We start from the raw sequence: 13,352 nt of genomic DNA, 5'->3' as shown, positions 1-13,352 counted from the left end.
ACATCGAAGTGTTGCCCGACCACGTTCATTTAATGGTGTCATTTCACCCTAAATATGCGCCAAGTAAAATTGTGCAAGCTTTAAAAGGTGGGTCGGCAAGGATGTGGTTTAAAGCACATCCAGAAACAAAAGCAACATTATGGGGAGGGCATTTATGGTCTGGGAGCTACTTCATGTCTACGTTAGGCCATGTATCAAAACATATCGTTAAAGACTATATCGACAACCAACTAACCGAATACAATGCGGGTCGCCCGAGACGCTGATTCACCACGTCACTAAAGTAACGTGGTGAATCAGCTGGCGACCCGTATAGATAACTTACGCTTAGCCTCTTCCAGGCGTTTAGTTCGATTATCATGAAAACCAAAACCATGTGGTAGATTGAGCTCTAAACATTAGACAACAATTTCCTAAATCGTTTGTTTTGACCTTACTTCTAAATGAAATTCTATTGTATCAGCATTAACTTGATAACTTTCTACAAAAAACTCTTCTGAAATACTTAATTCGGTTTGCAAAAAGCCTGTCTTTTCCGCGATCCCGCGATCAAAAAGTATACATGTTTTCATAAAGCACACCTCATTTATTGTTCTCATTTAGAACATTATACATTTTTGCGACTTTAAGAACAATACAGAGCCCAAATGCTTACATAAAACATGTTAGGATGAGCACATACTACAAAGACATTCGAGAAAGTAGACGTGAAAACTATGTACTTACAGCAATTACCCCATAACTTGAGATATTATCGAGACAAACATCAATTCACACAACAAGAACTGGCAGACTTGTTAAAAGTTTCACGTTCTGTTGTAGCTAAATGGGAAAATGGTCACGTGTTACCCGATCTATTAACCGCTGTTAAACTAAGTAAGTTATTTCAAATTAGTTTAGATACATTGATTGGCGAAGCACCTGAAACTGATTTTTTGCTTAGTGATTACCAAGCACATTATCAGGAAAACACCTATGATGATAAATCATTACACCAACTTATGGATTTCTTACTTAAAAACAAAACACTAAAAGAACAATTGCTGCACTATCGAACGTTACCTCTAAAACAACAAAAAACCATTGAGCGCTTTCTACAAATGGCCATGGATGAGTTAAAAAAATACTAAAAACGGGCCCGTTTTGTAAGGGGGCCCGTTTTATATTTTACTAAATCATGAATTAACCATATGAGTTCTTTAGTTACTTTTTAATAAGTGCTTTTTTTGTTCTCTTGTACGACATAACGACAGCTTTTCCCACCCTTAGCAATACAACTTACACGTTCTATTTGATCTGTACCTAGTACTTCTCTGAATAATTTCAGTTCACATTCACACGGCTTGTCATACTGATCTGCGATTGCTGAGATAGGACAGTTAAATTGTTCAAATGTCACAGTAGCAACTTCCTCTGTTTCAGAAGAATCTTCCTCTACTAACTCTGCCATATAACCACTGTCATCTTGTACATCTACAAGCTGTTGAACTCTTTCTTTTAATGGATCATCTCGGAAAATTTTCCTTAGATATTTTTTACGCATGCGTTGTTCACGATTATTAAATAATGTGTCTATCGCTTCTAAACCCATCGAATCTTTAATATCTTGTAAGATTTCCACTGCAATTTTATCATAATTATTTGGAAATAGATCATTTCCATCTTTAGTGAGCTGGTAAAAGATCACCGGACGTCCCATTGGTTGTCTAACGGTTCTTGAAGAAATTAATCCTTCACCTTCTAATTTGATCAAATGTTTTCTTACAGCCATCTCAGTAATATCAAGGTGTTCCTTTAAACCACTAACTGATAGTTCTTGTTTCTTTTTTAATAGCTCCAATACAGATTGTCTCGTTGATTTATCTTTAACCATTTTCAACACCTACCCTTATGACTATAGTAACGAAAAAAGTTTGTGAAGTAAATAACAAACTTTGTTTTTTTAATTTTTTATCCATTAAAGTTTGTTATGTAATTATACCATAACGTGATGAGCAGATAAGATGACATTATTCAAACAATTCGATATAATTTATCATTTAGTATAGCATATTAATAGGGGCGTGGGTACTATCGGGATTATTATTGTCGAGATTTGCGAAAGTAATTTATTGAGTACAATTGAAACTGAAGGCTTATTAGAAGAAGAATACCCTGAAGTTTCAGTCATTACCAGTTCATGTTTATCTTATTGTGGCTTATGCCGTTTGCGCCCATTCGCGATGGTAAACGGTCGTAGAATTAAAGGAAAAGATGTAACAGATGCTTTAAATAATATTCGTCAAGCTATAGACGAAGCGCTTGATTTTTATCGTTAAAACAAACCAGCGCCGCACTATTATGACAGTGCGACACTGGTTTATTTATATCTTTATTTATTTCAAGTTAATTAAAATGAGGCAAAAACAACGAAAAGTTTGTGAATTATCGCACAACTATTGCGTTTTAAATTGACGAATTAATTGATTAAGTGCTTCAGCCGCTTCTCTTAATGATGTCGCGCCTAAGGCAACAGCTTCCATTGAAGAGGATGCTTCTTCTGCTGATGCGGATGTTTCTTCCACTCCTGCAGCTGATTGTTGAGAAATTGAGGCAATTTCTTGAACAGAGCCATTCACTTGTTCAGATTCATTCGCAAGAACGTTAAGCCCAGCCATAACCGTTTTTACGTGTGATGTCATCTCTTCAATCGCGTTTTCTATTGAAGCAAACCTTTCACCTGTACGTGTAATATCGACTTTCCCCTGCTCAACCTCTTCATTACCAGTAGATAAAGCTTGAGAAACCGTTTTTGACTCTGATTGTATCGTCTGAACGATATTAGTAATATCACCAATTGAATGATTTACCTGTTCTGCAAGCTTTCTTACCTCATCGGCAACGACCGCAAAACCTTTTCCATGTTCTCCTGCTCGCGCTGCTTCAATAGCGGCATTTAGAGCTAATAAGTTTGTTTGATCTGCAATGTCTTTAATAACATTCACTAACTTAGAAATCTCTTTTGATTGCTGGTCTAAACCTTTGACTTTCTCTACCGCTTCTTTAACAATGGCATCAATCGTTGTCATTTGTTTAATTGATTTCTTCATATACGTATTACCTGCTTGAGTTTCTTCTAAGACAATATTTGAAGAAGCATTAATTGTTTCACTACTTTTACTAATAGAAGTGATTCGATCACTAAAGTCTTTCATTGTCTCAGCCAAATCACCCGCATAGGTTGCTTGTGATTCTGTTCCTGTTGCGAGCTCTTCCATCGTAATCGCAATCTGTTCTGTTCCTATTTTAACATCCTCTGCGGATTGATTCAGGGCAATGCTGCTATCTTTCACTTCAACAGATGTTTCATCAATTTTATTAATCATTGTCAAAAGTTGCGTTTGCATATCATTGATTGACTGACTTAAACGACCGATTTCATCTCTCCCTTGATAGTAAATCGGCGCTTGTGATAAATCACCTGATGCAATAGTATTACTTGCTTTTACGACACTGTTTAAGTGTTTAGAAATGTAGCGACTAATCACTAACACCAATACAAGACCAATCACAAGTGAAGCTAACATTGAACCAAGTAATAAGATTAAAGCACGTTGTTGTGATGATTCAGCTTGATTAACTGTTTGATCTTTATCTTCTATTGTCAAATCTCTTAAGTACTGTAAATATAAAGATGTCGTATTAGTTGCGCTACTAAAGCGATTACTATAAAGTCGTCTGATTTCTTCTGTTGCACCAACATTTTCTATAACATCTCCATAAAACGTTTCATCAAGAATCGCGTTATTTTTAGTTACTTCATCAAATAATGATTGCTGATTTTCCGTCGTAATTGTTCCTTGAAGATAATCAAGCAGTTCATCTACTCTTTCTTTTCTTGACTCATAATCCGTTAAATGAGTTTCATTACCAAATTGAAGATAATTCATCGCAGATAAGCCTTTTGCTTGCACTAACTGACTCAGTTCCGTAGTCAAAACAGCACGATTGCCTTGCTCCTCCACATCATTCAAGTCACTTCCAATGCCTATAATTGCTTGAGTAACCAATATGGTGGAAACTGATAATAAGGCAAAAATAATAATGATAACTAAACCATATTTCCAACCAATTGATATATTATGTAAACTCATTTTCTTTTCTTGTCCTAGTCGTTTATGTGATATTCCCTTCTCTTTTTTTTGTTTCATTTTTTTAACTTTAGGTGTCTTTTCTTTTTTCATCTTTCCCTTGATTACTTTCTCAACACCTTTTGGCTTCTTCTTAAACAACTTCATACATGCTCCTCCTTTTAAACGCTTACATTTACTAAAAAAGTAAATTAATTAATTAAACAAACCACACCTCTTTATTATTATCGACACATCTAATAAAGTATTAAGCGCATTTTACTAGATTTATTAAAAACATTAAGTATTTTGACGGGTTTATAGTGAAAAAGCTACCTAAAAAACCTTTTAAAGGAAAATAGCTGATTCAATTGAATCAGCTCTATTGTTAATATATTCGTCTATAGTTGCTCATCATTTTCTTTTTAGCGACTAGATGGTCCATCATCGTTATCATCTGGGTTTTCTGGAGAAGATATGCTCTCAGCTGCCTGTTCTACTTCAAAAGGCACGTCTGTCTGTTCCAAAATACCCGCTTTTGCATGCGCTTTTTTACTGAAAGATTTAACTCTTTCAGTAATGATTTGCTGACGAGCATTGTCCTCAATACCTTCAAAACCATAGTACACATAATCCATTTGATTTTTCTTCCACGCTACTTTTCCCAGCATATCAATGGGTTCACCATCTAATACAAAACTAATTTCCAAGTAAAATTCTTTTGTTGACATAGGAATATCTAAGGTCGTTTTAAATTGCATACCTCTTGGGCTAAGATCAATAATTTTTAAATCTCCAGGATCTGTCCTTGTAACTTTGTTTTCATCACCATGATTTAAGATAATGACAAACTTTCCATCAATCGGCTGGTTAAACACATAACGGAAAGGTTCTTTTCTTTTGTAACGCATGAGACAACCTACTTCCCCTTTTTTAAAATACTAACGCCACTGACGTTTATCCCTATTTATATCGGTAAAACTACTGAAATATTAAACGTAATTCCCCTTCTTCATTCAAGTATGCGACAACATTCATGTGATTTTCTTCAAATGTATGCGTCCATCCACCAACCTTCACGACTGTTCCCTCATGTACTTTATGAATACGAATTTTTCCGTCTTCAGCTGTTTTTATTAACGTTCTTACGCCCATCTGACCGCCTACCTCGTATAAGTCACATCCTTTTTTAGCATATAATTCTCCACCTCTGACAATTCCTTTTACAGTAACAAATCCCTCTGCTTTAATTGTAGAATTGATACACGAGCGTCCTAAAACTACAATGTCCCCAGCTGATAGCAACCGACTATTTAAGGCGTTTTTCAAAAATAAATCCGCGTCTTCATTATTCTGCATAGCACTTAGATCAATTAAATTCCTCATTTGTTCCAACAAATGTTCAAACATCACAAAAGATACGTCGACTTGAGGAATTCGAAAGAAGATTTTCTTTAGCGCTTCATTGACTTCTTCCCATTCCTCTTCTATTAAAAATTTCTTCTCATTTGTTACAAGCTGATTGAAGTATTGAATTTCTTTCGATAATGTTTTAAAGCGCTTTTCTTTCAAAAGTAGAATCATCGAAGTTATGCTCGCACGTTTATGTGAACTATTTTTAAACTTAGGTGAACGCATGATTTGCTCCATCATTTGATGCATATCAAGTAACTTATAATATAACCCCGATAAGACATGTTGCAATGTCAAATCAACATGGCTACCTGAAGCAATATTAGAACGATTCGCATTTCCTCCTATGTGAATTGACTGCAGGGCTCGTATTGTTGCACCGTTCACTGTCTGGTGAATAGTCACATGACCGCCAGACTGAATTTGCATCCCCTCTGTCACATCACCTTTGACTTCAACATCCCCACGAAATGTGATATTACCAGAACTTAAATCAACATCCCCATCGTGCACCATTTGTGGTAAGACTTTTGTTTTAACAAGCGTGCCTCGTTTTTCAATAAAGGGGCGCCCATTTTCGTTTGCGACAATGCGATTTTCAAGCTTAATTGTCCCTTTTTGAGTTACTATTTTTAGTTCGCGTGGTTGTTTAGGAACAATGACTTCATCTTTTATTGAACGTCCTGGTTTACCTGTTATTGCTGGATGGATAACAGCAAGCACTTGTCCTTTTTCAACCGTTGGTATTTGCTTACGTTCTCGGAAGTTAATCGCTGAAAGGTCCGTATTGTCTTTTGAAGTGTCTTCTGCCTGTGTTCTCACCCTTACTTCTAGCCAACCATCCTTGCCTTCATCAGCTGCCACGCCTTCTGCAATAACGAAGAGTCCACCTTGTAAACTACTAAGCGCCTCATCAATCGCGCGTTGATTTATTCCATAGTTAATCCCTCGCTCAGCTAAATCATGCAAGATATCCTCATGAGTGATGGTTTGTTTTAGTATAATATCTTCTATCGTTTCTATTGTTATTTGATAACCTGGCACTGTGTCTTTTAATTTTATTTTCCTCTCAAAACCAGGTCTGATATGCAGTTCGGCTTTAAGCTTATCATCGGTCTCAACAATTTTCCATTCAGTCGATTCAGCTTTTTCTTCGAAAAAGAAGGCAATCTCATCAAATTCACTTATAAAGACAAACGTGTCCTCTATTACTTCACCGTTCTTTTTAACGCATAAGCCTTGTTCCAGTTTAAGTGATGGTTGATGTTCATCACTATCCTTCACATGTAGTTCACCATCTTTAACCCAAACTTTCCCACTTAATGATTGATGTGCCTCATATCCTCCCGCAGTTTCGTTTCTCGCTTCCGTGAGCTTATTCACTGCTAGGCTATCAAGTTCGTTGTCGTTTAATTCATTCGCTATCTTCTTTGACTCTTCAGCATCCTCTAAGTAATCCAGAAAATCTTCTAGCCCCATACCATCAACAGACTTATCAGTGTCTGGCAGTGTCCCCTTTATTAATGGATTGGGGACCTTGACATGCGACTGACTCTGATATGTCAGTTTGACTAGAGCATCTTTATTCCCAATGCCTAATATCCCTCTCTTTTCTAATTGAATAACCTCAATTTCAACATGTGTTTGATCCATTTTTAGCGTAGAAAGTCCTAAGTCAATAGCTTCCCTTACTGTCTTACCTTTTGATAAAAACGTACCCATGATTGTCCCTCTTTTCTGTCTACGCAGGCAGAACTTAAATAAAAGGAAGCCTATCACTTAATGACAGGCTTCACTCCTGCAACCCGGCGATCATTGTATATCTACTTTAGACCCGTAGCTTTGCGTCCTTAACTTTCGTTAAGTTTGCCTGATATTTATTTAATTTTCATTAGATGATAATGAGCGATACGTTTCATGTTCACTCTATTTAAAAACAATACTTTAGTCATATAATCCATGGCTTAATCAACGACTTTACGTTTCTTTAACATCATTGTATATCTTTTGTTCATATATATCTACTATGTAAATAACAAATTAAACGTGTTAAAAAACTTTTTATACTAAAACGTTAAATTAATCATAAAAGCATATAGACATGTATAACTTTTTCCGTTAGAATACAATATACAGCGTAATTTTAGAGGTAAATATACTACATATAGTAATTGTGTTTTATTTTACTCGTAAATATTTATGTCAAGAGAAAATGAAAGGTTGATTAACATGCACACACTACAACATTCACTACAAGAAGAGTTAACATACTTAGAAGCGCACTATCAGGTCGATTTAACGCAACTAAAAAGTAAAGTTTTAGACACACTTAAAAAACAAGGTGATGAATTGGAGGCCGGTCTTTTTTATGCTTTAAATCAAATTGATATTGATGCACCGAATTGGACTTTCGTTGCGAGTCATTTTTTACGAAAACAATTATACAAAGAAGCTTGTAAAAATCGACAACATAGCGATACAGAGTCATATCCTAATTTCTATCAACTTATCGTGACATTGACTGAAAAAAACATTTACTCTGATTCACTTTTAACACACTATACTAAACAAGACATCCAATCACTCGCACTGGAAATCGACCAAGAAAAAGATGCGTTATTTAACTATATTGGTTTATTTCTTTTACAAGATCGATACCTTGCCAGAGACCACCATAAGGCCCTTTATGAATTGCCACAAGAGCGTTTTATGATTATCGCAATGACTTTAATGCAAAACGAAAGAAAAGACACGCGGTTAGCACTCGTTAAAGAAGCTTACTGGGCACTGTCAAATCTGTATATGACAGTTGCGACACCAACGCTATCTAACGCTGGTAAAAGTTACGGTCAACTATCATCTTGCTTTATTGATACCGTTGATGACTCCTTAGATGGTATCTACATGAATAATTGGGATGTTGCCCGCTTAAGCAAAGACGGTGGTGGGATTGGTGTATATTATGGAAAAGTGCGGGCGCTAGGTTCTGATATTAAAAAATTCAAAGGCCATTCTAGTGGTGTCATTCCTTGGATTAAGTTATTGAACGATACAGCTGTAAGTGTTGATCAACTCGGACAACGTCAAGGAGCCATCAGCATCTATTTAGACATTTTCCATAAAGACATTATGAACGGCTTTTTAGATTTAAAAACGAATAATGGTGATGAGCGCAGGAAAGCACATGATATCTTTACTGGCGTCAGTATCCCAGATTTATTTATGGAGCAACTTAAAAAAACAGATGATAGCGGACGAAGTATCGGAGAATGGCATACGTTTTGTCCTCATGAAGTAAAACAAGTCATGGGTTGGAAAGACGCTTCTGGTAAAGCACTTGGATTAGAAGACTTTTATGATGAGGAAGATAAAAAATACTTCAGTGAAAAATACTTTGAAGCAGTAAATCACCCTCTTCTTTCTAGAAAGACGTATCGTGCAATGGAAATCATGGCACGGATTATGATGGCACAACTTGAAACAGGAACACCATATATGTTTTATCGAGATGAAGTTAACCGAAAAAATGCCAATAAACACGTCAGAGGTCGTGGCAGAACAGGTATTTTTGCGAGTAACTTATGCACAGAGATTACTCAAAATATGTCCGCTACTGAAATTGTTAAAGAATATATTGATGATGATGGTAATAGTGTTATTGTTAGAAAACCCGGTGAGTTCGTTGTATGTAATTTGTCATCAATTAATTTACCTCGAACAGTTACAGCTAACGTGTTAGAGCGACTGATTCCAATTCAAGTAAGGATGCTTGATAATGTTATTGACTTAAATACGATTACGGTAGCACAAGCAAATTTAACAAATCAAACATACCGTGCCATTGGACTTGGTACATTTGGATGGCATCATCTTTTAGCCCTAAAAAATATCTACTGGGAATCAGAGGAAGCCATTAACTATGCGAATGAACTTTATGAAGATATTAGTTATTTAACTCTCAAAGCTTCGATGACTCTAGCAAAAGAGAAAACAAGCTATAGTAAGTTTGAAGGTTCAGAATTTCACACCGGTGACTACTTTAAACAACGTCATTATAGTGACGAACGATGGCTAAAACTTAAAGAAGACATTCAAAACAATGGTCTACGTAACGGTTATTTAATGGCCGTAGCACCTAATAGCTCCACAGCTAAAATAGGCGGCTCTACTGATGGTATTGATCCTATCTATGCCCTCATGTATGCCGAAGAGAAAAAGAACTTTAAATTTAAAGTCACCGTTCCTGATCTAACACCTAAAACATATCCTTATTATCTAAAAGCGCGTCATGAGCTAAATCAATTGAAAAGCATTGAACAAAATGCCAAAAGACAACGACACATCGACCAAGGTATTAGTTTTAATTTATATGTACGCCATGATATTAAAGCAAAAGAATTACTCGAGTTACACTTAGCTAGTTATCACAACAAATTAAAAACAACATACTACGTCCGTTCAACATCACAAGCAGAAATCAATGAATGTGTTGCATGTCACAGTTAGGAGGAAGAAGACTTATGATCAATGAACCGCTATCAAAAATTCAGTTACTTAATCCTGAACATCCAAATCAATCCTCGGGGATTATTAATGGTCAATCTTCAGGAATTTTAAATTGGAATGACTTACGTTACCCGCAAATGTATGACTTATATCAAACACTGTTATCAAACTTTTGGAAAGCGCATGAAATAAATATGCAGGATGACGTTAAAACCTGGGATTATTTATCAGCAACTGAAAAAGATGTTTTTTTAAGAATTAACACCCAATTGGCGGCACTTGATAGTTTACAAACCCCCACAATGTCAGAAGTAATGAATTACGTGACAGATTCAAGTTTTAAAGCTATTTTTGCTGTTATTAGTCAACAAGAAGCTGTGCATAATGAATCGTACTCTTATATATTAAGTTCACTCATTCCTACAGGTGAACAAAAACAGCGATTCGATGAGGCAAAGAGTGATCCGATTGTTAATAAAAGAAACCAATTTATTTTAAAATACTATCAACAGTTTAAAGACAATCCAACCCCTCTTCATCTTTTTAAATTGGCGGTTAGTTCCATTAACTTAGAAGGAATATATTTTTACAGTGGCTTTGCCTTTTTTTATCATTTAGCAAGAAATCAAAAAATGTTAAAAACTAGTACGATGATCTCCTATATTCAAAGAGATGAAATGCAGCACGCCTATTTCATTTCACAGTTTATCCGCATCATATTAGCAGAAAATACTGAATTAAATACCGATGAAAATATTGAATTTATTTATGAGACGATTAAACACGCGGTAGAATTAGAAAAAGAGTGGTCAAACGTTATTTTAAATGATATTGAAGGCATTGATTTAGAGGAATTCCATCTATACTTGGAATACCTAGCTAATAAGCGGTTTAGACAACTCGGCTTAGACAACGGCTATCCTGAAAGAGATAATCCAATGCCTTGGATTCACGTCTTTAGTGATGAGATGATGAACGATACTAAATCAGACTTTTTCGAACAAAAATCACGCACCTATACTAAAGTCTCTTCATCAAATGGCTTTGATGAATTATAAGTGTAAGCAATATGAAAGCTTGTTTTGTCTATACCTCACTGACAGGAAATACGAAAGCAATTATTGATATGATCAATCAGGAAATGCTCTCTTCAGGTATTGAAACAAAGGTTTATAAAATCAAAGACTTATCTTATGACACATTAACTTCGTACGATTATTTAATTATTGGAACATATACTTTTGGTAACGGTGTGCTGCCAAAAGAGATGAGACCTCTTTATGATTATTTTTCACGCGTAAATATGCCTTCATTAAAAACGGCTATTGTTGGTACAGGTGACCGGTTTTATCCTTATTTTTGTGGAGCCGTTGATCAACTCGTTGAACCTTTAAAACAACACACTGATTTACGTGTCACAATGAAAGTCGAGCTCTATCCAGAAGAGAAAGATAAAGTTAAAATCCCTCGATTGATTCACTCACTTACAAAGTAAACCTTAAGGCTGTGCCATGGCACAGCCTTATTTGTTTTTTGCTATTGTCTCTGTGCTAGCTGCTTATGCTTAATGCATGTACTAAATGTTTAAACCATGCCTCTTTTCTAAAACGAACGCTGATGCCATTTTTTTGACGCATATGAAAAGCAACTGGTTTTTAATGAAAAACATGCATTGATCGTTGTAGTTTGTTACAATAGTGTATGTGAAAAATTATCAAAAGGAGGATTTTTATGACAAACAAACGTTGGGTTGCTATAGGTTTATCTATAATTGTACTCATAGTATCATTGATTTTACCAGCTATCAGTTCTGTATTTATGAAAGATGACGCTAAGGAAGATAACGCTACACATTTCTTTTCATCCTTCTTTGACCAAGGTCAAAGTGAAACCGTGATAAGAGAGGGCAATATGCTAGAGCGAATTGCGGTACTTGATATTAGAGGACAAATATCCAATCAACAAATATCCCCTTTTATGTCTGAAGGGTATAACCACAACGCTTTATTAGACCAATTAGAACAAATTAAAACAGATACGTCTGTCAAGGCGATTATCATGCGCGTAAATACACCTGGTGGCGGTGTCTACGAAAGTGCGGAATTGACAGATAAAATTAAAGAAGTTAAAGACCAACGCTCTATTCCAGTTTATACTGTCATGGAAAATATGGCGGCAAGTGGCGGATACTATATATCAGCACAATCCGAAAAAATCTTTGCGACCGAAGAAACTTTGACAGGCTCGATTGGCGTCATCATGCAAGGATTTAACGTTTCAGGTTTATTAGATAAATTAGGAATTGAAGACATGACCATTAAGAGTGGCGATTTAAAAGACTTAGGTTCTCCGACTCGTGAGAATACCACTGAAGAAATTGCTGTCTTACAAGAAATTGTTGATGGTATGTATAATCGTTTCATAGACGAAATTGCAGAAGGTAGGAATATGCCTAGAGAAGATGTCCTTGAACTAGCTGATGGCCGCATTTATAGTGGGGTTCAAGCCCAAGCTGTTGGACTTGTCGATGCATTAGGTTACTTTGATACTGCTCTAGCTGCACTTGAAGCAGACTATTCTTTAACCGATGCACAAATCTTTCAATATAGCGGCACCTCACTCACGATGTTTGATCAGTTCTTTTTATCAATGAGAAATATTTTCCCGGCACAAACATCAACACCGCTTGATAATCTAAATACACATGATGAAGCACCTGCCTTTAAGTATCTCTATAGGGGGTTATAAGATGATTAAACGTTTGAATGACTATCCTGATTACTTTTATGCGGGGTTCTTTATCCGTTTATTCGCTTTTACTGTCGACATCATCATGATTCGCTCATTATCTCGTCTTTTTCTATTTTATCTCAGTGATGGACTATTAAAATCGAGCCTCGCTCTGATTGTCTACTTGCTTTACTTTATTCTTATGACAAAGTTTACTAACGGACAAACGCTCGGTAAAATGATTTTCGGTATTCGCGTCATCGCTATTAATGAAGAGCAACTAAGCTGGATGACAGTGATTATCCGTGAAGGTTTTGGTCGTTATTTGCAAAAAGTTTTATGGATTATGTATAGCTTAACAATTTTCACCCGATACAAGCAGCATGTTGTTGATCTTTTAACTGACACGTCTGTTATTACAGAGAATTACTTGCGCTTATTGACGCATCAAAAAGAACAATATAGCGAGACGGCCACACAAACACCCTTTGATGTTGAGCCCCTTACTTAATCGTTCTGAGAAAGATAAGTAACAAGCACTAACTAAAATAAAGCAAAAATCACGCAAACCTCCCTCGTTAATCTAAGAGGTCG

General features: G+C 35.9%; 13 protein-coding genes and 1 riboswitch. Of the genes, 8 read left to right on the top strand and 5 right to left on the bottom strand.

The annotated features are described in order from the left end of the window. The coding region (tnpA, locus tag BM163_RS11255) for an IS200/IS605 family transposase (RefSeq protein ID WP_177200265.1) at positions 1 to 266 on the top strand (266 nt) is incomplete at its 5' end. Between the two features lie 147 nt (positions 267 to 413). Here the strand turns inward: tnpA and BM163_RS13830 are convergent. Next, positions 414 to 572, bottom strand: a complete 159-nt coding sequence (locus tag BM163_RS13830; protein WP_170243722.1) for a hypothetical protein — start codon at positions 570 to 572, stop codon at positions 414 to 416. Positions 573 to 716: 144 nt separating this feature from the next. On the opposite strand from BM163_RS13830, the gene BM163_RS11250 reads away from it, so the two are divergent. After that, complete coding sequence (locus tag BM163_RS11250) at positions 717 to 1,130, top strand: helix-turn-helix domain-containing protein (RefSeq protein WP_229675562.1); 414 nt, start codon at positions 717 to 719, stop codon at positions 1,128 to 1,130. Positions 1,131 to 1,210: 80 nt separating this feature from the next. On the opposite strand, the gene BM163_RS11245 is transcribed toward BM163_RS11250, so the two are convergent. Continuing rightward, positions 1,211 to 1,873, bottom strand: coding sequence for a helix-turn-helix transcriptional regulator (locus BM163_RS11245; protein WP_089803187.1), 663 nt, complete (start codon positions 1,871 to 1,873; stop codon positions 1,211 to 1,213). Positions 1,874 to 2,072: 199 nt separating this feature from the next. Here BM163_RS11245 and BM163_RS11240 point away from each other — a divergent pair, with 199 nt between their 5' ends. Next, positions 2,073 to 2,318 (top strand): YuzB family protein, encoded by a 246-nt coding sequence (locus BM163_RS11240; protein WP_170243724.1) that lies wholly within the window; start codon positions 2,073 to 2,075, stop codon positions 2,316 to 2,318. 117 nt (positions 2,319 to 2,435) lie between these two features. Here BM163_RS11240 and BM163_RS11235 read toward each other — a convergent pair whose 3' ends face one another. The 3 genes from BM163_RS11235 to BM163_RS11225 all read right to left on the bottom strand — a co-directional run bounded on the left by BM163_RS11235 (position 2,436) and on the right by BM163_RS11225 (position 7,244). Continuing rightward, complete coding sequence (locus tag BM163_RS11235) at positions 2,436 to 4,277, bottom strand: methyl-accepting chemotaxis protein (protein ID WP_089803183.1); 1,842 nt, start codon at positions 4,275 to 4,277, stop codon at positions 2,436 to 2,438. Between the two features lie 257 nt (positions 4,278 to 4,534). Beyond that, on the bottom strand, positions 4,535 to 5,020 hold the full coding sequence (locus BM163_RS11230) for a PilZ domain-containing protein (RefSeq protein ID WP_089803181.1): 486 nt from the start codon (positions 5,018 to 5,020) through the stop codon (positions 4,535 to 4,537). 70 nt (positions 5,021 to 5,090) lie between these two features. Next, positions 5,091 to 7,244, bottom strand: coding sequence for a flagellar assembly protein A (locus BM163_RS11225; protein ID WP_089803179.1), 2,154 nt, complete (start codon positions 7,242 to 7,244; stop codon positions 5,091 to 5,093). A 74-nt stretch (positions 7,245 to 7,318) separates the two neighbouring features. Then, a riboswitch (cyclic di-GMP riboswitch) is annotated at positions 7,319 to 7,403 on the bottom strand. Positions 7,404 to 7,751: 348 nt separating this feature from the next. Between BM163_RS11225 and BM163_RS11220 the strand changes: the two genes are divergently transcribed. From BM163_RS11220 to BM163_RS11200, 5 genes are all read left to right on the top strand, one after another. Further along, positions 7,752 to 10,028: a ribonucleoside-diphosphate reductase subunit alpha gene (locus BM163_RS11220; protein WP_089803177.1), complete on the top strand. Its 2,277-nt coding sequence runs from the start codon at positions 7,752 to 7,754 to the stop codon at positions 10,026 to 10,028. 14 nt (positions 10,029 to 10,042) lie between these two features. After that, positions 10,043 to 11,086, top strand: a complete 1,044-nt coding sequence (locus BM163_RS11215) for a ribonucleotide-diphosphate reductase subunit beta (protein WP_174787630.1) — start codon at positions 10,043 to 10,045, stop codon at positions 11,084 to 11,086. Positions 11,087 to 11,097: 11 nt separating this feature from the next. Next, complete coding sequence (locus tag BM163_RS11210; RefSeq protein WP_089803173.1) at positions 11,098 to 11,523, top strand: flavodoxin domain-containing protein; 426 nt, start codon at positions 11,098 to 11,100, stop codon at positions 11,521 to 11,523. 236 nt (positions 11,524 to 11,759) lie between these two features. Continuing rightward, complete coding sequence (gene sppA / locus BM163_RS11205; RefSeq protein WP_089803171.1) at positions 11,760 to 12,776, top strand: signal peptide peptidase SppA; 1,017 nt, start codon at positions 11,760 to 11,762, stop codon at positions 12,774 to 12,776. A gap of 1 nt (position 12,777) precedes the next feature. Continuing rightward, the gene (locus BM163_RS11200) at positions 12,778 to 13,269 is read left to right on the top strand and encodes an RDD family protein (RefSeq protein WP_170243721.1); all 492 of its coding nucleotides are present in this window, start codon (positions 12,778 to 12,780) and stop codon (positions 13,267 to 13,269) included. Positions 13,270 to 13,352 lie beyond the last annotated feature (83 nt).

It is taken from the genome of Halolactibacillus alkaliphilus, from assembly GCF_900115465.1.
Lineage (GTDB): Bacteria > Bacillota > Bacilli > Bacillales > Amphibacillaceae > Halolactibacillus > Halolactibacillus alkaliphilus.
The sequence above is the reverse complement of the archived record's forward strand: the minus strand, read 5'-3'. Positions and strand labels throughout refer to the sequence as shown.